This window comes from Rhodoferax sp. GW822-FHT02A01, from assembly GCF_038784515.1.
Taxonomy (GTDB): Bacteria; Pseudomonadota; Gammaproteobacteria; order Burkholderiales; family Burkholderiaceae_C; genus Allorhodoferax.
The window spans coordinates 2,546,710-2,566,089 of record NZ_CP152376.1 but is presented as its reverse complement, the minus strand read 5'-3'; the positions used below and the strand labels follow the sequence as shown (position 1 = coordinate 2,566,089).

Here is a 19,380-nt window from a genome sequence, read left to right as displayed (position 1 = left end):
CTTAACAATCCCATGATTAGCCTCGCTTTTGAAACCGCAGGGAGTTGATCTCTTGGAGGAAGTTCTTCCCGTACTTCTTGACAGCCTCTTTCGACATCACGAATTCACCAGTCTTAGCTGACACAAATGCGTTGTCCTTTGAGCCATCGTTGCGAGGAGCAACAACCTTTTCGGGCGTGATCATTCCGCCTTTGGAGAATCCCTGCATGGCAGGGTCCCCCGAATAGCCAGCAGCATTCAACGAGTCAGCCATTTGCGCATTAACCTCCGGGCTATTCATGTCAGGCGATTGACCCGGTGCAGAACTAAGCAACCCACCACCGGGGGGGCTTTGTTGAGGCAATTGCTGACCACCACGTGGCGCCCACATGTTTTGCCATGCCTTCAAAGTTTGCAGCTGCATCTGATTGCCCTGCAGTTGCGCATCCAACAGCTTCTGCTGCAACCCTGATCGACGCATTCCTTGGGCATAGTTAACGCCATCAAAGAGACGTTGACCGAACCCGGCAGCATCCGCACGTGGTGCAGCAGCGGCCAGCATTCCCATGCCTATTTGAAATTGCGGATCGTCACTTAAGGTATCGAAATTTGCCATGATATGAATCCCGGTTATTGAGTTGTTTCGTGATCTTCTGCCCAAGGAACCATGTCGATAAGCTTGCTTATCTCTGGAACCTCATGCCATACACCCTCTGCTACTTGCGTAGAGAACATGAATTGGCCGGGTCCTGCAACCACAGTTGCATTCGCTGAGTCCAGCAAGTGAATTAGCCATGGGGCTTTGGAGACCAGGGTCTGATTGACGAAATCCATAAAGAGTTCGTGCCGTTCGTGATCGGTAGTCGGCTTGGGCTTGGGTTTTGCCGATTGCCAGATCGTTGTCATTTGTGCTGTCATGTGTATCCGTTGACTTGTCTAATGGTGAAGATACGCTGCAAAGAATCACAAGAAAATGTGAATTTCAGTGACGCGGGAATTGATGTTTTTTTGCCTTAGATATTTCGTTTTCCAAGGTTCGCATGCGGCCTCTGAACTCCGGGCTGTTTACGCGCATCACTCGCAAACCGTGCTTTTGAAAGAGGTCCGTGTAATAGACCTCAATCAGCTCAGGCACAGAACGATGCTCGTGCCCATGTGTCTCCAAGTACCATTTCTCCATAGAACAGAATGTCTTCCAGATGGTCAGGTAGTAGTCTCGATCACGCTTCAACGGCCTGCCACGCTTGGGCTTTGAGACCGGTTCGGGTTGTGGTTGTGGTACTGGCTTTATCTCCGCAATGATGTGATCCATGGAAAAAATGCCGCAAAAGCTCGCAGCCTGTTCAACTGGATTAGATTGCGTGATCATTGAGTCACCTCTTCCGTGCTATTTGTGATGAACTTGTATGGCAGGACAGGCGAAGTTCTGTCTTCACAAAAGCGAAGGCTTGAAGGGTCGTGCCAAAGCTTCAGCGACCCTTCCCATGCGCCGCTGCGTTGCTTGTCGCACTTCAGAATTGCGCACGGTTGCTCTCTGGCCTCCGAGTCATTGGGGTTGGCATCCAAGCGCGCAAATTTGGATTTGTTCATCCACACCGCAAAGATGTTCGATGCCTGGTCGGAAATGGAGCCGGACCCTCGAATGTCATATCGCGTTGGAACTTTGTTTTCACCATCGGCGGTGCTGGGCTTGCGGTCATGGGCAACGACATGGACATGCAGCCCCGTTTCTTGGGCCATGCGGCAAATGTCTGTGCTGAACTGCTTTTGTTCGTCCAAGCGTTCTTCAGAGTTGCAGATCATCATCCAGGAATCCAGGAAGATGTGAGTTCCTTGCAGCTCATCCTTGAAGTACCGGCATAGGCCTAGTGCCTTTTCTGGCGATATGCGGCCCACATGGTTGAAGAGCCAGAGCTTTCCGTCTGTCCATTCGTGGAACCTGTCAATCAACTCTGGCACCGGATCGTGCAAGCCCGTGCCCTGCCTCGTCATACGCGCCATGGTCTTGTGAGGCAGCATCTCCAGGCTGGCAATCAAGACGCGTTCACCCTGTGCCGCAAGGTCTAGTGCAACCTGACTCGTGAACATCGACTTACGGTGCCCGTTGAACCCGTGCCACACAGAGACCTCAGATGGACGGAAGTGGATCAATCCCTTTGCCTTGCGCATCAACAGGCCGGGATGTTTCGATTCAGGCGCACGCGGGTCCAATTCGGCCTTTACATCTTCGGCAAAGTGAGCGGCGCTCTGCACCTTGGCTTTGAATTCGGTTTCTTCAAGGTACGCCTCGAAGTCAATGTCATCGGGGATCAGTTCCATACGGCCTCCGGCACTTCTTTGCTCTGCAACTTCTTTTGAATAGCGGCTTGATGGCACGCCACGTCTTTGGCCTTCTGGAGCTCACGATGCCAATCGCCGCTACTTAGCCAATCCCGCACCCAATTCACAGGCCATACGACGGTTTTAAGTGGCTTGGTGAACAGGATTAGGCAGCCCTGCTGGGTTTCAACGTCGATCAGGTCGAGTTGCGACGGTCCGGAGCGTTCAATGTCGTGCAGGAGTTCGGCAACGTCATGGATCTTGTTTTTCAGAACGATGACCCGTAGCCCCTTGATGAAGTCCCAGCGATAGGACGCTCCGATTTCTGGGAAAACCTGCGGATTTGTGCAATCCTGCTTGTCGCACAGGCAAACGAGCACCGTGTCGGCAGGCTTCATGCCTTGCAGGCGTGCCCCGGCAATTCCTTCTGCGTCACCAGGAGGGTAAGGAAGTGGCTTGGTCATCGCGCCCCCTCCCACGCTAGTTTGTCAGAGTTGGCCTGACCAACCGCCTCATCTTCCCAGCGTCCCTGGTTTAACCAAGTGGCAGGGTTGGGGATGAACTGCCCCTTATCCTTTTGCCATTGCTCTGAAGTAGTCTGGACCTGAACCGCACCGATCATCTTGTCCAACAAGGTTTGATCAGGCTTACGCTTCTCGAATGCTTTTCTGGCTGCGTCCTTGGCAACCTTCTTGGGATAGGCTTTCCAAAACTTCTCAAACAAAGGCAGCAGGTCAACACTGGCTGAGCGCGATTTCGCGCGCACTGGTGGTTCTTGGTGTTTCAATGATGGTTTGTCTGCAATGGGGTGCAGGGGGTTCGCGCAGTGGATTGCAGCCCCCCGGCAACCGGCTGCACCCCTGCAGTGCTTTGCAGCCCTGCAATCGATTGCAGCCCTTTGACATTGATCTTGTAGAGGTTGCAACCCTTCGGACCTGCACCCATACGCACGCTAAGCTCGCCAGAGTCTTGGAGCTGCCGCAATAGGTAATTAGCATTCCTCGGCTTAATCCGGCACTTTCTGGCCAAGGTAGCCACCGATGGATATGCTCGTCCATCGTCATCCGAGAAGTCTGCGATGGCCAGGGCCATAAGCAGCGTACTGCCGCTGTGTTGCGAGCTCTTCCAGACAAGAGACATTACCTGGACGCTCATACCGGCACCTCCGTTACGGGTTTTCCGGTAACACGCTGCAGCCAATCCTCTACTTCCTCCAACGTGTCCAACTGCTTTGTCATTGCCCAGCGTGTAGCCACATAGACGGGCGTGCCGTAGTCGCCTTCAAGGCGGTGGAGTGTCACACCGTGGAGCGCAGCGATTGCCTGCAATGTGGCAAATTCCTTTGCCTGACCTACCGTGCCGCTCATTGGCCACCTCCCAGCTGGCGCAACAGCATTTGGGCAGCGCGCATATCAGCCAAGGTGCGCGTCATACCCATGGCCGGATGTGTCAGCAGCAGCGTGTCGCCGCTCAGCGGATAGAGCCCATAACCAAGATCGCGGTACTTGCGCGCCAGACGGTTGAATGGATTCGGAATAACTTCTAATAGAAGACAGTGCTCCTCATTGTCATTACAATGGAGGCCTGCGTTTTGGAAAGCTCTGGAGCCTGCAGCATGTGGCGTGCTGCGGGCTTCGTCATTTTTGGGTGTGACTTCCCCTGCCGATACGGCACTGTGGATGGAATGCATGGCTGCACCTCACTGTGCTGCTTGACTAGCCAACCACTTGCGGATGGCCCCTACCTGCCATGCACTCACGCGCTCTGACAAATGGACCGGTTTTGGGAAGGTCCCCTCTTTAATTTTCCGATACATGGTGGGCGCTGAGAAAGGCGCAATTTGTAGCACTTGCGGTTTGCGCAGGTATGCGCCATCCGGCAGGTCGTCGAAATTCATTGGGGTCTTAGCTGTCATACAAGCTCCTGCGCCATCTCGGCGTTAACTGGTTGATGATATTTGGGATGCCGGTAAGCACCTCAGCGTTGATGTTAAGCGCGTCCGTTGATCCCGCACCATACTGAATCGCCACATAACATGCTGAATTGTGACGGGGGCACGCTGAACCCGTACCGCTCTTTTTTACTTTCTGCGTGTCGGATTTGGAAAAAAAACCCGCACGTGGCGGGCTTTCCTATTCCTTCAACGTCCAACCTCCTTCATGGGTACTGCAGTCCATTTACAAGGCGCTCCCTAACGCCGTCAACGGGATTTGACTGGAGGACGTCCACCAACAGGCCGGACAATTCGCTGAGTTTCTTCTCCCTGGCTTCAATCGCTTCCAGCACATCCTCATAGTTGGACCTCCGCAGTTTCTGCTCTCCGACCGCCTCAATGGCATTGAGCGTGGATCGCCACTGCTCTGCCTGCTTCTGGGTCGGAAAGATAAAACACGGAATTCCTCTTCCCACCAAAGACGCCGCCTTTACCGCCTGGTTGCCAACCAATATGACCGGGGGATTTTCGGGGTTAGCCATACTTAACCTTCATGCTTTTACATTCCCGGAAATGAGTGGCCAACCGCCCATAACCGTACATCTGCTCTGCCATGTGTGCCAGGCCATAAGCAACATTCCTCACTTCATCCTGACTTATGGCCTGTGTTCCATCAGCCGAAGATGCCAATGCCGTGGCAGTCGCCGCAATGGTCAATGGAATGGTGTCCAGGCAGTTGTCCGCATGCATGCGGATTGCCTCGCGCATGTCATCAGGTAGCTTGCCTTGCTCGTCCAGGGAAACCAGCATGTTCGACAAGTCTGTGAGGGCCTCGTCTGGGTTTCTAAACCATCCATTGTTATTGGCCATTGGATACTCCCTGCTCTTGCGTCACCTTGCTTTTGCGTCCGCGCTTCATGCGTTGCGGAATGATGGTGCTCTTGAATGCTTGGAATGCCTTGTCTTCATGGGCCTTCCAGTAGCGGTCCCAGTTAGCGCTTTGCTGGCGTTGACCTTCATAGGAATGCCGGAACAACTCAGCCTCAAGTGCGGCCCTCTTTTTCATGATTTCACGCGCTCCAAAGTCCGGACGCACCTTGCGCTCCCAGCGCAGATTCCAATAGTCACCCTCAAGCCAGAGTTTCATCGGCCCCTTCATGCCATCAGGCCGGGTACGTTTCAGCTCGAACCTGAGCAACCCACTTTCCCACCTCACCGAACAACCACCTTCGGGCCATGCTGTTCCGGCTGGAACAATTTCCTCGGCTTCAAGTTGTGCGCGCGTCCCTCGGTACTCCGAAAATTCCAAGTCATAAGGGCGAATAATTACCGTCAATGAGCTATCAATAAACTGCTCGATGCCATTGGATTGCGCAGCATCCTGCGCTACATTCTCACTAGCCATTTTCAAAGCCTCTCTTTGATTTTGGTCAGACAGCATTGGTGGGTCCAATCACCTTTGCTGTCGCCTTAGTGCCCTGCAAGATCCGGCGCAGGGCTTGCCGGGTTCTATTCCTTTGCTTGGTCTATCTTCTTTCTCACCCAAGGCGCTCCACCCAAGCGGGCGAGTTTGTCTTTCTGCTTCTGCAGCATCTTGATGGTTACCGGTATCAATGGTTCTCCCTCGGCCAAAGGCTTGCGCCCCTGTCCTCTTCCGGCTCCACCTCTTCCGACAAGTTTCTTTTCCATATTGATATGGTAATACTTTATCTATTCATGTGCAAGGCGTTTGGCTCACTTTAATGTGCGCCGGGGCGTAATCCCCAACTTCTCGAACGTTTTCCGAAGTGAGGATTCGCCATCTGGGTTGCGGATGCTGACGGACCGGGGTCGCAAGCGTGGCAGCGGTAAAGGGGGCAACGGGTTCACCTTGCACGACTGTTTGTAGGCCTGCAGATCATCAAGCTCGAACACTATGCGGGTCCCGAATCGGTAACAGGGAATTGGGCCTCCAGGAGCTGCGAGCTTGTAAACCATGCCCCGCGACACACCAAGAAAGTCAGCCGCCATAAGTACGTCATAAGAGTGAGATCCCATTCAGGTTCCTTCGCCGGTTGCTACTGGCAAGATGATGAGGCACTCCAACGAATTTCGAAAGTGATTTACAGGTATGACCGATGAAGAACTCGACAAGCAGTGGCTCATTGAACGGTGCGAGGAAGAGGAAGGCGCGCAAAACCGAATTGAAGTGGATAAGTCAACATCCAACCTTCATCCACTGGTCTCAGAATTGCGGGACGACCCTAAGCGTTACGAAGGCAGGCGCAGTCGTTACTTTTCTGACCGAAGTAATGCAATCCTGAGCGCGTTGATCCATGCCGCCGAAAGGCGAAATTGCAGGGTCAGCGTTTCGACTTGGTACGGCAACGTACTTTTTGATCTTGAGACGACCCAAATCGGCATCTACTTGCGGCTAAATAAGGAATGCCGACTGACTCTCACATGCGAGCGAACAGGAGGGGGAAGGAAGGACTTTGTAGATTCAGACAGAAGACAAATTGAAGGTCGACTGAACGAAGTCTTCATATTGCTTTATGGCTATGTCTATGACCGAAGAGAGCCTGATCGTCAATTGAAAGCCAAGCGCGAACAGCACGCCATTGCAAATCGAGTCTATGAGGAGATAACCAGGCAACGCGCAATTGATGCTACGGCACGAAAGCTTGCAGAAGAGCAAAAGAGGCAGGAGGCAGCAAAGGAGCAAGCCCTTCTTGAAGAAGCCAGACTGTGGCGAGACTCCCAATTGCTCCGATCCTATGCTGAAAGCATTCGTGTCTTGACCAATGGGCAGCACTCACCAGAATTGGTCCAGTGGCTTGAGTGGGCTACCGCGACCGCAGATCGCATTGATCCAGTGCCTAAGCGTGTGAATTCACTTTGCGGTGAGCAAGTCTAGATGAGCGCATATCTCACACCAGAAGATCTGCTAATCGTGACAGGCTACGCACGCCCAAGCCGACAAGCTCAGTGGTTGAAAGAACATGGAATTCCTCACCGCAAGGACGGCTCAAGAATCATCGCTTCACACCGCGACGTTCAGGCGTGGAAGAAGGCAAGCACATTGTTTCCGGCGTGTTTGATAGGAGTCTTATCAAGTAATCAGACTGGCGCGCAAGGGATTGCCAGTTGGCGGATTGATCTTTTGTGATTCCCATATCTGCCAGCGTCGCAGCTTCTCGGCGGTCGTTAGCTTCGACCACCGGGCCGTTCATGCGGACACCAGTAGCCTTTGGCGTCTGCGCCAGCATTTCCCCGGCCCTTCGTTGCGCACGCACACGTATTTCTGTTGCGTACTGGATTAGCTGGCTGTCATTGGCTTGGCGAATGCCGATTTTCGCGACAGCAGCCTTCAAACCAACCCTGCCTCGCGCATCTTCTTATTCAAAGCGGCAGCCCTTTCGGCCTGACGCTTTACATGGGCTTCAAAGTCGGCTTTCCTGACATAGAGCGGGCCTTTTTGGGTGCCAGACAGCCTGAATGCCGGGACTGGTAACAAACCCAATGATGCCTTGCGGCGGGCTACCAAATCGGACAGCCCCAGGTCTTTGCAAATATCCGAAAGCAAAAGAAGATCGTCCATTTCAATTCCCCTCAGTGTGCTTGAGAAACTACCAAAGTTGCAAATTTCGCCACCAACACGTATTGTGTTTGTCTGGATTTTGACAGGGAAAGCATGCCTTGATGGAGCCACACTCGACGGACAAATACAGCATGTTCTTGTCTCAAGAAGAGCTGGTGGAGCTGACTGGATACAAGACTGCCAGCAAGCAACGCGAGCACCTTAAATCGCAGCGGATAGCCTTTCACACCAATAAATGCGGGCAGCCAAAAGTTGCACGTACCATCATCGAAGGAGTCAGGAGATCGGTGCCCAAGCCTGAAGCAACGTGGAGCCCGTCATGGGCAAAAGATGCATAGCCCACTGAGGTGCGCATCAATCCCTACCTTCGTCATAACGTTGGCGCTCTACGTACCTGTTTTCTAGCACCGTTCCAGTCAGGACGACAATTGCATAATGAATGCAAGTCACACGAGAACCAATTGAAAGCGCACTACTTGATGATCTCCAAAGTTACAACGGTTGGTATCAGTTTCAGTTTGCTATGTTGCACCATACTCGCCCAGGAGAATCCATCTGCTGATCAGAATCAGCAGTATCTGGCTCAAGCAGCGTCCATCGGCGTCTACTTTGGTGGTACTGCCTCTCAATTTGACATGTGTGTTGACAAAGGATTTCTGCCACCGCCTAAAGCAACCGCGGAATCGCAGGTAAATGAATATTTGGCCAAACCGGATCGTGGCAAACAAGAGTTGGCAATGGAGCCATATTTCCGCAAGGGTTGGGACATGGCAAGACAACAACTGCATGAGCCAGGCTTTGCCATGACAAAAGAGCGATGCGATTTCATCAAGTCACAATGGGAGAAGTACGTGACAATGTTTAGCCTTCGATAACCTTTTTACCTCTGGCTTAGAGGCGTCAACGCGAATCTGCCGCTCCGTTACAGTGCCGACGGTGGAACACCTTCCGACCCCATACCTTCGGGTGTGATAAGGGCTAGCAGTGGTGGGTCCACCGCGCTGGCAGCCAGATTGCAAGCGTGGACCGGTTCACCGTACTGGCTGGAACATGATGATGCCCATGCCCAGCAACGCCACCCCACCGCCAACCAGGTCCCATGTTGTTGGACGCACCTGGTCTGCCGCCCAAAGCCATCCAAGCGCCACGCAGATGTAAACACCACCGTAGGCGGCATACACACGCCCCGCAGCCGTTTCATGCAGGGTCAACAGCCACGCGAACAAGGCCAGACTCAACGTACCAGGAATCAGCAACCAAGCCGACCTGCCCTGTTTGAGCCACAGGTAAGGCAGGTAGCAGCCGGCGATTTCTGCGAGTGCAGCGGCAATGAATAGCAACAGGGTTCTCATGCCGCCATTGTGACGATGCTTACGGACTGCTTAAGCTTTACACGCCCGCACTTTCGCAAGGCGAGTTATCTGCCGATAGTAGAGTTTCCACAAATAAGGAAATTTCATGTCCATCTCTCCTGTAAGCGGCCAGACACCTGCAGCACCAGTCCAAAAAGTTGGCACTGACGCCGACGGCGACAACGACGGCAGCAAGAAGGCCGCCCCTGCGGCGCCAACAGCTCAAGTTTCCAAGCCTACGGAGACCATGGGTAACAACGTGAACACCTATGCGTAGAGGATTTGAGAAGCCATAGCTGAAGAAAGCAGGGCCCAGCTCACATGCTGGGCCAAAGCCAACAGAAGATTGCACGCCTAGGGTAAGCGTGCGGGATGTGCGCGCCTATTTGCCCACAACGCGCTATCTGCCTTACTTCATTGTCAGTTGACGAATCTGTCAGAAGGACTATGTTGTTAGTGTGGCCGAGCGCCACAATTTGCAGAGAGGAGGTGTGACATGCTTGAAGACAGCATTGCCTTCGCGATAGTCAACGGACGGTTTCCTCGTGTCGGTCACATGCTTCAGGAGCATTGGGAAGACCCAGATTTCATGACCTACATGGAAGACTTGCTCCAAGGAGACCAATTTCGCAAGCGCTTTCCAAGAGAGGTGGACAATGCACTCCACTGCCTGATGGTTGAGCACGACGTCGAGTTTCCAAACTTCACCAGCGCCGATCGCGATTTTTGACCACTGCCCTGCCTAGCTCTCGTCCTCTGCACTAGAGAGGCACAAGTTAACGCGTGTGTGCAGAACTTAGTTTCCTCCTAAGGCGCCAGTTTCCAGAGTGGACACCGGTCATAACGCTTTACATAAATTTGCGAGAAATTGGCATGTTTATTCGACCACTGCATCCCATAACCGTTTTCGCAAGAAGGTCATGTGTCTTGCGCTTTATCCCTAGGTTCACGCCTATTTCGCCCTTATCCGTCAAAGGTTAAGGGCGTTTTCTTTCACACTGAGTGATTCAGTTAAGAAAAACCCGGCGCATGGCCGGGTAGAACATCAAGCAACTGATGCTCGCCCAGGGAGGTGAGGCGCGAGTGACGGATCACTGGGATGGAGTGTCGTGCAGGCTGGCGCATCTGGTCCGCTGAAAAGCGGGGCGATTCAGAGACTACTCTGCTGGCAACAAAACCCGCAGTCTTTTGCTTTGGACATCGTTGCGAAATGTAAAGGTTCTGATCATCATAGAGGTCTTGGGATCTCAATTTTTAAGTTATACACAGCTTGTTAACTTTTTATACACATCGCCATACCCAGCATTTACGCGACTTAACAGACATTCTGTGCATTTATACAGGTTGCTTATCACCACCCTGATTACTATATTATTAATAGCATACACATCACTCCTGGCAAGGAAGATATGCCGTTTATAAGCCTGGATATTGCTGGTTTTTCCCAATATTGCGTATAGGATTGGCAGATCACACTTGTGGATAAGTTTTCTTTGGAGTATTGCCATGCATGCTGCGTCGATGCATTACGACGTGAAGGGTGTTGCTCGGCTCGAAATCAGTCGACTTGAGACGTCCAACGGATGGTCAAAAGTTAAGACTACGGTTTTTGGCGGCCTGATGGCCGTCTCTCCTCGGCGCTTAGTTGAGGCAGTGGCCAGCCATTTGAGCAACGCCTTCGTACAATTGATTAAACGAGACACATTGAAGGTTCAATCCTTTACGCTCCAATTCAAAAACATCAAAGTCGGCCTTGCGCAAGAGATAGCAGAGTCCGGTGAAATCCCTGGGCCATTTATAGTTGCGGCGTTGTCGAAACTGCAGACCACACTGCAGGCTCAGCAGATATCTCTGGACAAGGTATCTACGCAGCTTCAAGAGATCAAAAAAGATACGCGCGTTTACCAAGAGGTGCGCAAGCAGATGGCTGCACTCGTTGAATTAAGCGATGCGGTGCATCAACTTCACCTTGTTGCAATCGGTGCAGGCGCGATAGCAGAAATGTCTTGGGCCGAGAGCGTCCAGGCTTCTCATCAAAATTTCTTAGCAGTAACCAAGTCCTTGGCCGCTGCTGACGAAGAGTTGGATCCGGAGTTGCTAGCTTTGGCAGAGGAAGCCGTCGCTGCAGCTGAAAACAGAAAATCAATGGAACCGAGCTGGGCATCAAACTTAGCTAGGAGCCCCTACCACTGACAGGTAGATGCAGCACGAAGACTGTAACAACTGGGATTACTCAAAGCATCCGGACATACAAACTGTCGTCGATTCCTGCACCGAAATCTTGAAAGAGCTTTCAGCGGATCCGCTACAGCACCAACCCGGCCTACTAGATACCAGATACCTTCATCGCCGTATGTTTTTCCGTACGGCTCCGCAGGCGTGTCCCTGCGTGGCAGGCAATTACCGAGGATCAGATTTCGATTGCCTGCGAAGTTATATGGTCTACTTTGGCACGAACTTCGGAACTCCACCGACTTCGGTATCAATTCTGATGGAAGATTTCCATAACGAACTATCAGTCGCCGTTCAGCAATTGGATGCGATTGTGGAGAAATCTAGCCTCTCGAAGTCTAAAGCAGGAGACCTCGTGAAAGTTGTATCGGTCGCTGCAGCCATGATTACCCGTTTTTTTACGATCCATCCGTATGCAAACGGGAACGGTCATATCGGGAGGTTAATGGTGTGGATTCTCCTTGCCCGCTTCAATAGGACCCCTGTGAGTTGGAAGCTGCACAAAAGTCCACCGGGGTATGGAGACCTCTTAAATCTCTACCGTGCTGGGCAAAAAAAACCATTGGAACGATTCATTTTGCAGAGCGTTATTGCGTAAATCCGAATCGTCTAGGGCAACAGTAACCCTACTCTTCCAGAAAATTTACCTGCTGCGCCGTCCAATTGCTCGCTTACTCACTGCCTCAACATCAATTCTGGACATCCATAGCTCAGGAGCAGAATCAAGCCAATCCGTTCTCCTTGAGACGAATTATGCAGTCCTGATTGGAATGACTTCTGTAAGCGCGCGGCCAACCCATGTTGACCGCTGAGAGCTGCCGCGGTAGTCCGTCAGGTGGTAGTGGATTGCCAGCGATGCGGCAATAGCTCGCCGATCTGGCTGGCCCGTTGTGTAGGCAGCCGGGTGAGCACATCTTTCAGGTACGCATAGGGATCATGCCCATTCATGCGTGCTGACTGGATCAGGCTCATGACTGCCGCAGCCCGTTGGCCTGCGCGCAGACTCCCGGCAAACAACCAGTTGTTGCGGCCAATGGCAATGGGGCGGATTTGGTTCTCGATCCAGTTGTTATCCGCGGGAAGCCGTCCGTCATCGACGAACCGGGTGAGCGCCTCCCATCGCCGCAAGCTGTAGTCCAATGCTTTGGCGGTGGCTGAACTGGCGTGCACCTTCTGGCGCTGCAAGCCCATCCATTCATGCAAGGCATCGAGCACGGGCTTGGCCTTTTGTTGGCGGATGCGCTGGCGTTCCATTGCATCCAATTCCTTGACCTCGCGCTCGATCTCGTAGACCAGTGCAAACTGTGCCAGCGCAAACTCGGCGATATAGCTCTTGCTGGCGGCGTGCAGATCGAAGAACTTGCGCCGCGCATGGGCCAGACACCCCACCTCCGTCACACCGCTGGCGATCAGTGCTTTGTAGCCGCTGAAATCATCGCAGGTGAGACTTCCGCGCCAGTCCTCCAGGAACTTGCGTGCATGCTCGCCAGCCCTGGACTCGCAGAAGTCATACACCACGGCCCTCATGTCCTCGAAGGCTCCGGGCGCATAAGCCCATAGGTAGGCGCGATGCGTCTTGCCATCGCCTGGCTTGAGCATCGACACTGGCGTTTCATCAGCATGCAGTACACGATGTTGCAGCATCTCAGCCTTCAGTGCATCGACCAGGGGCTGCAGGCGCACGCCACAAGTTCCCACCCATTGCGCCAGAGTGGAGCGCGGGATGGCCAAACCGGCCCGACCGAAGATGCTCTCTTGGCGGTACAGCGGCAGATGGTCCGCGTACTTGGCCACCAGCACCTTGGCCAGCAGTCCGGCGGTGGGGATACCCTTGTCGATAACGTGCGCTTCGATCGGCGCCTGGGTGATGGTCTCGCACTTGGCACATGCCCACTTGCCGCGCACATGACGCTCCACGGTAAAGACGCCGGGCACATAGTCCAGCTTCTCCGCTACGTCCTCGCCAATGCGCTTGAGCTGGCAGCCACATTGACACGTGGTGGAGTCGGGTTCATGGCGAATCTCCCGGCGTGGCAGGTTGACCGGCAACGGTTGGCGTTTGGCCTGCCGCTTGTCCTGCGCAGGAGATACCGGCAGGCTTAGCTGCTCAATCTCTGCGGCCACGGCTGCCAGGTCCGCATCGATCTCGTCTTCGAGCAGGCTGCGCTGATCGGCGCTGAAGCGTTCAGACTGGGCGGCGAATTTCATGCGCTTGAGCAGCGCGTTCTCGTAGGTGAGTTTTTCGTTGAGGGCCTGGCTGTGGCGCAGTTCCGTGAGCAGTCGGGCTGTCATCGCGCGCAACTGCTCGGCGTTCAGGTTCTCCAGGGATTGCGGCTCCACCACCATGACCACGACTGTGCCAGAGTCGCTGTGTGCAGGCCATTGGCGCATGCCCCAATTGGCAGGTAGGGCCTATGCCGCCCGCGATCACACCACGGTAATGGCGCCGGCCTGTCCCACGCGTTTCCAGGGTAGGCCCAGCACCAAGGCATCGAGCTGGACTCGGTCCAGACTGCAGTGGGTGTCGCAGTCAGATGCCCATATGAACTTGCCCTGGTGTAGCCGGCGTGCAGCCAGCCAGATGCCAATGCCGTCATGCACCAGGATCTTGAGCCGGGTGGCGCGCTTGTTGGCGAACACATAGGCATGGTGAGGCTGTGCGGCACCGAAGACAGCGATCACGCGGGCCAGCGCTGTATCGGTTCCAGCGCGCATGTCCAGCGGTGCAGTCGCCAGCCAGACTGAGTCGATGCGGATCAACGCAGCAACTCACGCAGCACTTGTGCACATTGCGCAGCGCCCGTAAGTGGCCAGCGCACGCTCACGGTGGCACCGCCGCGCTGGATTTCAATGTGGATGGTCTCACCGGTGTGAGCAGGCTGCGGTGCCTCTGGTAGGTGCTTCATCGCTATGGCATCCGCATTGCCTGCCCCTGAAAGCTGCAGCGGCACGAAGGTTGCTGCCGTCTGTTGCAGCTCGGTCAGCACCCTGCGTTGGCGCTCCTCGCGTATCCAGCGGTGCACCATGTTCGGGTTGATGCCATGGCCCAGCGCAATGCCCGCCAGGGATGCGCCTGGCTGGCGACACTGCTCCAACACCGATGCCTTGAATTCCACGCTGTACTCGCGCCGCTTGAGGCGCTGCACTGTCGACACTTGATCCATAGTCTCCACGATCTCCTTCGTGGGGACGATGCCTGATCACCAAGGTCGATTCAATATGGGATGGCCGGACGCTTACTGACTTCCGCACCAACGCGCAGCTTGTCCAGGTAATCAGCCCAACGCTGCATCATTTCCCTTCTCGCTGGAAGGTGCGCAGTGCGGTTGTAGGCGCGCCCATTGGGATCTTTGACCGCATGGGATAGCTGATGTTCGATCAGGTCTACACGCTCGCCTAAAACCTCGTCCATGATGGTGCGTGCCGTAGCCCGGAAACCGTGAGCGCTGTGCACCTCTTTGGCGTAACCCATACCCCGCAAAGCGGCGTTTATAGTGTTCTCGCTCATGGGTCGCTCGCCTGTGCGAAGGCTTGGGAACACATACCGACCATGGCCGGTAACAGGGTGGATGTCCCGCAGTATCTCCACCGCCTGTTTCGACAACGGAACCAGGTGGTCAACTTTCATCTTCATTTTGCTTGCCGGAATGCGCCACTCTGCGGCGTCCAGATCCATCTCGGCCCATTCTGCCGTGCGCAACTCACCAGGACGCAAGAACACCAGCGGCGTGAGCTTCAACGCTGCCACGGTGTACGGGTGCCCGGTGTAATCAAAAATGGAGCGCATCAGCTGCCCCACCTGCTTAGGGTCGGTGATTGCTGCGTAGTGCGTTCCGGTCTTGCTGGCCAACGCTTCGCGCAAGTCTGCAGTTACGTCACGCTCAGCCAGTCCCGAGACCACGGCATAGCGAAACACCTGTCCGCACAGTTGTTTTAGCCGGTGCGCCGTATCGATGGCTTCACGGGCCTCCACCTTGCGAATGACCTTTTCCAGAATGTCACGAGGACCGATGCTCGTTATGGGCATCTTTCCGATGTAAGGGAAAGCATCGTTCTCTAGCCAGGCCGTCACCTTGTCCTGGGTGATTTGCGCACGGTTTGCCTTGGTCTTGACCAGCCAGTCACGCGCCACCACTTCAAAGGTGTTCGCAGCCGCGGCCAGTTTCTCGGCCTTTTCTTCACGTTTGGCCACACCCGGGTCAACGTCTTCGGCCAGCGTTTCCTTGGCATCGTCGCGGCGCTTGCGGGCCTTCGCCAGTGAGACTTCCGGATACACCCCCAGGGCCAACGTTTTCTGCTTGCCTGCAAAGCGGTAGGCCATGCGCCAGTACTTGCCTGCGGCTGTGATGTGCAGGTACAGACCACCGCCATCAGAGTACTTTTCGCCTGCAGCAGAGCCTTTGTGCTTGGTGTTCTTAACGAAGGTGTCAGTCAGTGCCATGGAGCCCCAGTTTGTTGGTATGTCGATTTTCAGGAATTAGAAATACCAACAGAAATACCAATCTTTTGTTGGTATGTCATGGTACTGCTTGAGACTACGTGAGGCAACAAAAAACCCGCCATGCCTAGGAAACATGCGGGTTTTGAGAGTTCTTGAGACGCTGTGAGATCGTCCGGTGGTCCCAACAACAGGAATCGAACCTGTATCTGAGTCTTAGGAGGACCCCGTTCTATCCATTGAACTATGTCGGGAGACAGAGCTGGATTGTAGCCAGACTGCTCGTCGAAGCCTCACGCACTAGAAGGTTTCCCACTCACCATCCGCCGCTGCGGAAGCAACTCTGTCCATGACCTTGGGCGGTGGCGCCTTCAACGCCGGGCTGGCGGGCTTGGCAATTTCGCGTTTGAGCTGCACAACCAGTCGGGTGACCTCGTTGGACGCGTTGGAAAACGCTGTACCACTCTCCAGCATGGCGTCCACGTCGCCGCTACCTTGATTGACCGCGCGAGCGACCTTGCCAGCCTCCTGGTGGAAGGCCTTGTGCCCTGCCACCAGGCTCACAAAAGTGGGCTGGCTGGCAAATTTTGCACTTCCTTTGCCCATCAACCACTTGCCCATTTCGCAGCAATCGTCCCGGGCAATGGTTTCTGCATCCAGCTTCTCGTGTTTGGAGGCCGCAGCCCTTAGCTTGGTGCGCCAATCAGCATGGGCCTTGATGGCATTGTCCAGATTGATGCCTAGACCATCTGAATCACCCCGGGAGCCGCCTGCGGGCAGGGGTTTGGGGGCAGACGGCGCAATCGCGCGCGGTGCGCTGGCAATGGCTGCGGCTGGTGCCATATCGGGTGCCGGCACAGGACGATAGACGCTCTCGTTCCCCGCCAGCTTGAAGACCGCCACGGTCTGCACCAGCTCCTGTGCCTGTGCTTTGAGACTGCCGGCGGCAGCCGCCATCTGCTCGACCAGTGCGGCGTTCTGCTGGGTGGTCTTGTCCATTTGGCCCACTGCCTCCCCCACCTGAGCGACACCTTGATTCTGCTCGTTGCTGGCAGCACTGATCTCGCCCATGATGTCTGTCACCCGACGGATGGAGCTGACCACTTCGGTCATGGTTTCGCCCGCCTTGTCCACCAACACCGTGCCCTGCTCGACACGCTCGACGCTGGCGTTGATGAGATTCTTGATTTCCTTGGCAGCCTCTGCGCTGCGCCCGGCCAGAGCGCGAACCTCAGATGCCACTACGGCAAAGCCGCGGCCCTGTTCGCCCGCACGCGCCGCTTCCACGGCCGCATTGAGCGCCAGGATGTTGGTCTGGAATGCAATGCCGTCGATAACGCCGATGATGTCGGAGATTCGGCGCGAAGACTCATTGATGCCGCGCATGGTGTCCACCACCTGACCCACGACTTCGCCGCCCTGGATCGCAACTGTCGACGCGCTGCTGGCCAACTGGTTGGCCTGGCGCGCCGATTCCGCATTCTGTTTCACGGTGGCGCCCAGCTCCTGCATGCTGGCCGCCGTCTGCTCCAGTGCACTGGCCTGTTGCTCGGTACGTGCAGACAAGTCGTTATTGCCTTGCGCGATCTCGGCACTGGCTGTTGCCACGGCCTGTGAACCCTGGCGCACACTGCCTACGATGCGCGCCAGACTGCCGCGCATCTCGGAGAGCGCCTGCAGCACTTGCGCGGTTTCGTCATTGCCTTCCACGCGGATGTCGCTGGCCAGATCACCGCTGGCCATGGCTTGCGCGGAAGCCACGGCACGCCGGATGGGCACCGTGATGGAGCGCGTGGACAGGATGGCCAGCGCCAGACCCAACACCACCGCAACGGCAGCCCCCACACCCAGAATCCATTGCCCGGTGGCACCTACGGAAATGGTCTCCTCCTGGCTGGAAGTCAGTGCCTTTTCAGTCTGTTGGGAGAATGCGGCCAGTGCCTTGAGGTAGGTCTCTGCAATGGGCCGCAGATCGTGATCTATCAGGGGTGCAACATCCTCCCCTGCCTTCTTTTTCTTCAGCAGTTCGGCCCGTGCATTGCGATAGGCCTCACGACTCTTGGCCACATCGGCCATCAGCGCCTTGCCGGCATCATCCTGCACCAGCGTTTCCAGCTTTTTCTGGATTTCGGAGATGGACTTGGTGGTGGCGTCCATCTCCTTCTGCAGGACATCCACATACCCGGCATCGGCAGACCGCATGGAAGCGACGGCGCGTACCCAGTTGATGTTGATGCTGGCCTCCCACTGGTGCGCCAGCGTGCTACGTTGCACCTGCACTTCCACCAGATCATGGCTGGCAGATTTCAGGGCTCCGAGACGGGCCATCCCAATGATGGCCAGAAACACGGTGATGACGAGAACCAGACAAAATGCCAAGCCCAGACGCGTGCCGACTTTGAATTTGTCCATAGTGCGTACCTGATAAAGATGTCCCTGATAACGGATTCATTCTAGATGTCAAAATGGCTGCTAAAACCGAGACAAACCCTGTACAAACAGAAATACGCAAGCCAGCCCCGAGTTGATGCATGATTGAAGCTATCGACCTATAGACATCAGAGAGACTCCCACCATGGCCACCTCATTTGCCTCCGAGAAGGAAAAACGCAACGCCAGCTCCAGCAACAACATGTTCGAGTTGCTGCTGTTTCGCCTGGGGCAACCCAGTGGCGCGCTCAAGCACGAACTGTTCGGCATCAATGTATTCAAGGTGCGCGAGATCATGGTAATGCCGGAAATCACTTCCATGGTGAATGCCGGGCCCAACGTCATGGGCATTGCCAATGTGCGCGGGCAACTGATTCCGGTCGTCAACCTGCCCAAGATTGTGGGCTGCACGCCAGCCAAAGGCACAGGCATTCTGCTGGTGACCGAGTTCGCCCGCACCACGCAAGCCTTTGCCGTCGAAGAGGTGGTGGAAATCGTGCGTCTGGACTGGAAACAGGCACTCTCCGCTGAAGGCACCGGCGGTGGGCTGGTGACCAGCCTCGCACGTCTGGACGGCGACAAGGAAAACAGTCGCCTGGCCCAGGTGCTTGATGTGGAGCAAATCCTGCGCGACGTATTCCCCGACCAGCACCACACCTTCCGCGAAGACACGATCATGCCCAAGGGCTCCATTCCGGCAGGCTCCGTGATTCTGGCCGCTGACGATTCCGCAGTGGCACGCATGATGATTGAACAAGCCCTCAAGGCCATGAACCTGCCGGTCATCATGACCAAGAGCGGCAAGGAAGCCTGGGAAAAACTGGACAGTCTGTATGCACAGTCCAAGGCCCAGGGCATCCCCATTCGCGACCGTGTGGCACTGGTGCTGACCGACCTGGAAATGCCGGAGATGGATGGCTTCACCCTTACCCGCAACATCAAGGATGATCCGCGCTACAGCGGCATTCCGGTGATGGTGCACTCCTCGCTCTCAGGAACCGCGTCGGAGAACCATGCCAGAAGCGCAGGCGCAGATGCCTATGTGGCGAAGTTCGTGGCCGAGGAACTGGGCAGCAATATCCTGAAAGTAGTTGCCGGTTCGCGCTAGGCGCCCAGA

The 19,380-nt window shown here is 55.2% G+C and carries 28 protein-coding genes and 1 tRNA gene; 7 read left to right on the top strand and 22 right to left on the bottom strand.

Annotated elements, in window-relative coordinates:
- Positions 1–16: 16 nt before the first annotated feature.
- The 13 genes from AAGF34_RS12070 to AAGF34_RS12010 all read right to left on the bottom strand — a co-directional run bounded on the left by AAGF34_RS12070 (position 17) and on the right by AAGF34_RS12010 (position 5,920).
- Positions 17–595, bottom strand: a complete 579-nt coding sequence (locus AAGF34_RS12070) for a hypothetical protein (protein ID WP_342620842.1) — start codon at positions 593–595, stop codon at positions 17–19.
- 14 nt (positions 596–609) lie between these two features.
- A complete protein-coding gene (locus tag AAGF34_RS12065; RefSeq protein WP_342620841.1) occupies positions 610–897 on the bottom strand; it encodes a hypothetical protein in 288 nt (95 codons plus the stop codon).
- A 64-nt stretch (positions 898–961) separates the two neighbouring features.
- Positions 962–1,348, bottom strand: coding sequence for a hypothetical protein (locus AAGF34_RS12060; protein ID WP_342620840.1), 387 nt, complete (start codon positions 1,346–1,348; stop codon positions 962–964).
- Positions 1,345–2,298 (bottom strand): DnaB-like helicase C-terminal domain-containing protein, encoded by a 954-nt coding sequence (locus tag AAGF34_RS12055; protein ID WP_342620839.1) that lies wholly within the window; start codon positions 2,296–2,298, stop codon positions 1,345–1,347. Before AAGF34_RS12055 ends, AAGF34_RS12060 begins: the two co-directional genes overlap by 4 nt.
- Entirely contained in the window at positions 2,289–2,762 is a 474-nt protein-coding gene (locus tag AAGF34_RS12050; RefSeq protein ID WP_342620838.1) for a hypothetical protein, read from the bottom strand. The genes AAGF34_RS12055 and AAGF34_RS12050 overlap by 10 nt, the downstream gene beginning before the upstream one ends.
- On the bottom strand, positions 2,759–3,085 hold the full coding sequence (locus tag AAGF34_RS12045) for a hypothetical protein (RefSeq protein WP_342620837.1): 327 nt from the start codon (positions 3,083–3,085) through the stop codon (positions 2,759–2,761). The genes AAGF34_RS12050 and AAGF34_RS12045 overlap by 4 nt, the downstream gene beginning before the upstream one ends.
- Positions 3,086–3,449: 364 nt before the next feature.
- Positions 3,450–3,665 carry a hypothetical protein gene (locus AAGF34_RS12040; protein ID WP_342620836.1) on the bottom strand — a complete coding sequence of 72 codons (216 nt, stop codon included), beginning with the start codon at positions 3,663–3,665 and terminating at the stop codon, positions 3,450–3,452.
- Positions 3,662–3,988: a hypothetical protein gene (locus tag AAGF34_RS12035; protein ID WP_342620835.1), complete on the bottom strand. Its 327-nt coding sequence runs from the start codon at positions 3,986–3,988 to the stop codon at positions 3,662–3,664. Before AAGF34_RS12035 ends, AAGF34_RS12040 begins: the two co-directional genes overlap by 4 nt.
- A 9-nt stretch (positions 3,989–3,997) precedes the next feature.
- Positions 3,998–4,213, bottom strand: a complete 216-nt coding sequence (locus AAGF34_RS12030; protein ID WP_342620834.1) for an AlpA family phage regulatory protein — start codon at positions 4,211–4,213, stop codon at positions 3,998–4,000.
- Between the two features lie 242 nt (positions 4,214–4,455).
- Complete coding sequence (locus AAGF34_RS12025) at positions 4,456–4,773, bottom strand: hypothetical protein (protein ID WP_342620833.1); 318 nt, start codon at positions 4,771–4,773, stop codon at positions 4,456–4,458.
- The gene (locus tag AAGF34_RS12020) at positions 4,766–5,101 is read right to left on the bottom strand and encodes a hypothetical protein (protein ID WP_342620832.1); all 336 of its coding nucleotides are present in this window, start codon (positions 5,099–5,101) and stop codon (positions 4,766–4,768) included. Before AAGF34_RS12020 ends, AAGF34_RS12025 begins: the two co-directional genes overlap by 8 nt.
- Positions 5,091–5,672, bottom strand: coding sequence for a hypothetical protein (locus AAGF34_RS12015; RefSeq protein ID WP_342620831.1), 582 nt, complete (start codon positions 5,670–5,672; stop codon positions 5,091–5,093). Before AAGF34_RS12015 ends, AAGF34_RS12020 begins: the two co-directional genes overlap by 11 nt.
- 68 nt (positions 5,673–5,740) lie before the next feature.
- Positions 5,741–5,920, bottom strand: a complete 180-nt coding sequence (locus tag AAGF34_RS12010) for a hypothetical protein (protein WP_342620830.1) — start codon at positions 5,918–5,920, stop codon at positions 5,741–5,743.
- Between the two features lie 421 nt (positions 5,921–6,341).
- On the opposite strand from AAGF34_RS12010, the gene AAGF34_RS12005 reads away from it, so the two are divergent.
- Positions 6,342–7,127, top strand: a complete 786-nt coding sequence (locus AAGF34_RS12005; RefSeq protein WP_342620829.1) for a hypothetical protein — start codon at positions 6,342–6,344, stop codon at positions 7,125–7,127.
- 118 nt (positions 7,128–7,245) lie between these two features.
- Here AAGF34_RS12005 and AAGF34_RS12000 read toward each other — a convergent pair whose 3' ends face one another.
- Positions 7,246–7,584 carry a hypothetical protein gene (locus AAGF34_RS12000; protein WP_342620828.1) on the bottom strand — a complete coding sequence of 113 codons (339 nt, stop codon included), beginning with the start codon at positions 7,582–7,584 and terminating at the stop codon, positions 7,246–7,248.
- On the bottom strand, positions 7,581–7,811 hold the full coding sequence (locus tag AAGF34_RS11995) for a hypothetical protein (RefSeq protein ID WP_342620827.1): 231 nt from the start codon (positions 7,809–7,811) through the stop codon (positions 7,581–7,583). The genes AAGF34_RS12000 and AAGF34_RS11995 overlap by 4 nt, the downstream gene beginning before the upstream one ends.
- A 461-nt stretch (positions 7,812–8,272) precedes the next feature.
- On the opposite strand from AAGF34_RS11995, the gene AAGF34_RS11990 reads away from it, so the two are divergent.
- Complete coding sequence (locus tag AAGF34_RS11990) at positions 8,273–8,686, top strand: hypothetical protein (protein ID WP_342620826.1); 414 nt, start codon at positions 8,273–8,275, stop codon at positions 8,684–8,686.
- A 156-nt stretch (positions 8,687–8,842) separates the two neighbouring features.
- Here AAGF34_RS11990 and AAGF34_RS11985 read toward each other — a convergent pair whose 3' ends face one another.
- Positions 8,843–9,163: a YnfA family protein gene (locus tag AAGF34_RS11985; protein WP_342620825.1), complete on the bottom strand. Its 321-nt coding sequence runs from the start codon at positions 9,161–9,163 to the stop codon at positions 8,843–8,845.
- A 106-nt stretch (positions 9,164–9,269) separates the two neighbouring features.
- Here AAGF34_RS11985 and AAGF34_RS11980 point away from each other — a divergent pair, with 106 nt between their 5' ends.
- The 4 genes from AAGF34_RS11980 (at position 9,270) to AAGF34_RS11965 (ending at position 11,993) form a co-directional block, all read left to right on the top strand.
- Entirely contained in the window at positions 9,270–9,440 is a 171-nt protein-coding gene (locus tag AAGF34_RS11980) for a hypothetical protein (RefSeq protein ID WP_342620824.1), read from the top strand.
- A 219-nt stretch (positions 9,441–9,659) separates the two neighbouring features.
- Positions 9,660–9,893 (top strand): hypothetical protein, encoded by a 234-nt coding sequence (locus AAGF34_RS11975; protein ID WP_342620823.1) that lies wholly within the window; start codon positions 9,660–9,662, stop codon positions 9,891–9,893.
- A gap of 776 nt (positions 9,894–10,669) precedes the next feature.
- Complete coding sequence (locus AAGF34_RS11970; RefSeq protein ID WP_342620822.1) at positions 10,670–11,356, top strand: hypothetical protein; 687 nt, start codon at positions 10,670–10,672, stop codon at positions 11,354–11,356.
- Between the two features lie 7 nt (positions 11,357–11,363).
- Positions 11,364–11,993, top strand: a complete 630-nt coding sequence (locus AAGF34_RS11965; protein WP_342620821.1) for a Fic family protein — start codon at positions 11,364–11,366, stop codon at positions 11,991–11,993.
- A 233-nt stretch (positions 11,994–12,226) separates the two neighbouring features.
- On the opposite strand, the gene AAGF34_RS11960 is transcribed toward AAGF34_RS11965, so the two are convergent.
- From AAGF34_RS11960 to AAGF34_RS11935, 6 genes are all read right to left on the bottom strand, one after another.
- Positions 12,227–13,741: an IS66 family transposase gene (locus AAGF34_RS11960; protein WP_342621033.1), complete on the bottom strand. Its 1,515-nt coding sequence runs from the start codon at positions 13,739–13,741 to the stop codon at positions 12,227–12,229.
- A gap of 81 nt (positions 13,742–13,822) precedes the next feature.
- A complete protein-coding gene (gene tnpB, locus AAGF34_RS11955) occupies positions 13,823–14,155 on the bottom strand; it encodes an IS66 family insertion sequence element accessory protein TnpB (protein ID WP_342616766.1) in 333 nt (110 codons plus the stop codon).
- Positions 14,152–14,559, bottom strand: a complete 408-nt coding sequence (locus tag AAGF34_RS11950; RefSeq protein ID WP_342616765.1) for a transposase — start codon at positions 14,557–14,559, stop codon at positions 14,152–14,154. The genes tnpB and AAGF34_RS11950 overlap by 4 nt, the downstream gene beginning before the upstream one ends.
- Before the next feature lie 50 nt (positions 14,560–14,609).
- Positions 14,610–15,836 carry an integrase arm-type DNA-binding domain-containing protein gene (locus AAGF34_RS11945; RefSeq protein ID WP_342620820.1) on the bottom strand — a complete coding sequence of 409 codons (1,227 nt, stop codon included), beginning with the start codon at positions 15,834–15,836 and terminating at the stop codon, positions 14,610–14,612.
- Positions 15,837–16,012: 176 nt separating this feature from the next.
- Positions 16,013–16,087, bottom strand: a tRNA-Arg gene (locus AAGF34_RS11940).
- Positions 16,088–16,133: 46 nt separating this feature from the next.
- Complete coding sequence (locus tag AAGF34_RS11935; RefSeq protein WP_342620819.1) at positions 16,134–18,245, bottom strand: methyl-accepting chemotaxis protein; 2,112 nt, start codon at positions 18,243–18,245, stop codon at positions 16,134–16,136.
- A 163-nt stretch (positions 18,246–18,408) separates the two neighbouring features.
- On the opposite strand from AAGF34_RS11935, the gene AAGF34_RS11930 reads away from it, so the two are divergent.
- A complete protein-coding gene (locus AAGF34_RS11930) occupies positions 18,409–19,371 on the top strand; it encodes a chemotaxis protein (RefSeq protein ID WP_342620818.1) in 963 nt (320 codons plus the stop codon).
- Positions 19,372–19,380: the final 9 nt, after the last annotated feature.

Excerpts from the sequence above, each read along its gene's own strand:
- AAGF34_RS11945 (WP_342620820.1), bottom strand. The coding sequence starts at position 15,836 with ATGGCACTGACTGACACCTTCGTTAAGAACACCAAGCACAAAGGCTCT.
- AAGF34_RS11960 (WP_342621033.1), bottom strand. The coding sequence starts at position 13,741 with ATGGTGGTGGAGCCGCAATCCCTGGAGAACCTGAACGCCGAGCAGTTG.
- AAGF34_RS11935 (WP_342620819.1), bottom strand. The coding sequence starts at position 18,245 with ATGGACAAATTCAAAGTCGGCACGCGTCTGGGCTTGGCATTTTGTCTG.
- AAGF34_RS11980 (WP_342620824.1), top strand. The coding sequence starts at position 9,270 with ATGTCCATCTCTCCTGTAAGCGGCCAGACACCTGCAGCACCAGTCCAA.
- AAGF34_RS12040 (WP_342620836.1), bottom strand. The coding sequence starts at position 3,665 with ATGAGCGGCACGGTAGGTCAGGCAAAGGAATTTGCCACATTGCAGGCA.
- AAGF34_RS11970 (WP_342620822.1), top strand. The coding sequence starts at position 10,670 with ATGCATGCTGCGTCGATGCATTACGACGTGAAGGGTGTTGCTCGGCTC.
- AAGF34_RS11950 (WP_342616765.1), bottom strand. The coding sequence starts at position 14,559 with ATGGATCAAGTGTCGACAGTGCAGCGCCTCAAGCGGCGCGAGTACAGC.
- AAGF34_RS11965 (WP_342620821.1), top strand. The coding sequence starts at position 11,364 with ATGCAGCACGAAGACTGTAACAACTGGGATTACTCAAAGCATCCGGAC.
- AAGF34_RS12035 (WP_342620835.1), bottom strand. The coding sequence starts at position 3,988 with ATGCATTCCATCCACAGTGCCGTATCGGCAGGGGAAGTCACACCCAAA.
- AAGF34_RS12055 (WP_342620839.1), bottom strand. The coding sequence starts at position 2,298 with ATGGAACTGATCCCCGATGACATTGACTTCGAGGCGTACCTTGAAGAA.
- AAGF34_RS11995 (WP_342620827.1), bottom strand. The coding sequence starts at position 7,811 with ATGGACGATCTTCTTTTGCTTTCGGATATTTGCAAAGACCTGGGGCTG.
- AAGF34_RS12005 (WP_342620829.1), top strand. The coding sequence starts at position 6,342 with ATGACCGATGAAGAACTCGACAAGCAGTGGCTCATTGAACGGTGCGAG.
- AAGF34_RS12070 (WP_342620842.1), bottom strand. The coding sequence starts at position 595 with ATGGCAAATTTCGATACCTTAAGTGACGATCCGCAATTTCAAATAGGC.
- AAGF34_RS12010 (WP_342620830.1), bottom strand. The coding sequence starts at position 5,920 with ATGGAAAAGAAACTTGTCGGAAGAGGTGGAGCCGGAAGAGGACAGGGG.
- AAGF34_RS12025 (WP_342620833.1), bottom strand. The coding sequence starts at position 4,773 with ATGGCTAACCCCGAAAATCCCCCGGTCATATTGGTTGGCAACCAGGCG.
- AAGF34_RS12060 (WP_342620840.1), bottom strand. The coding sequence starts at position 1,348 with ATGATCACGCAATCTAATCCAGTTGAACAGGCTGCGAGCTTTTGCGGC.
- AAGF34_RS11975 (WP_342620823.1), top strand. The coding sequence starts at position 9,660 with ATGCTTGAAGACAGCATTGCCTTCGCGATAGTCAACGGACGGTTTCCT.
- AAGF34_RS12015 (WP_342620831.1), bottom strand. The coding sequence starts at position 5,672 with ATGCTGTCTGACCAAAATCAAAGAGAGGCTTTGAAAATGGCTAGTGAG.
- AAGF34_RS12020 (WP_342620832.1), bottom strand. The coding sequence starts at position 5,101 with ATGGCCAATAACAATGGATGGTTTAGAAACCCAGACGAGGCCCTCACA.
- AAGF34_RS11930 (WP_342620818.1), top strand. The coding sequence starts at position 18,409 with ATGGCCACCTCATTTGCCTCCGAGAAGGAAAAACGCAACGCCAGCTCC.
- AAGF34_RS12065 (WP_342620841.1), bottom strand. The coding sequence starts at position 897 with ATGACAGCACAAATGACAACGATCTGGCAATCGGCAAAACCCAAGCCC.
- AAGF34_RS12030 (WP_342620834.1), bottom strand. The coding sequence starts at position 4,213 with ATGACAGCTAAGACCCCAATGAATTTCGACGACCTGCCGGATGGCGCA.
- AAGF34_RS11985 (WP_342620825.1), bottom strand. The coding sequence starts at position 9,163 with ATGAGAACCCTGTTGCTATTCATTGCCGCTGCACTCGCAGAAATCGCC.
- AAGF34_RS12050 (WP_342620838.1), bottom strand. The coding sequence starts at position 2,762 with ATGACCAAGCCACTTCCTTACCCTCCTGGTGACGCAGAAGGAATTGCC.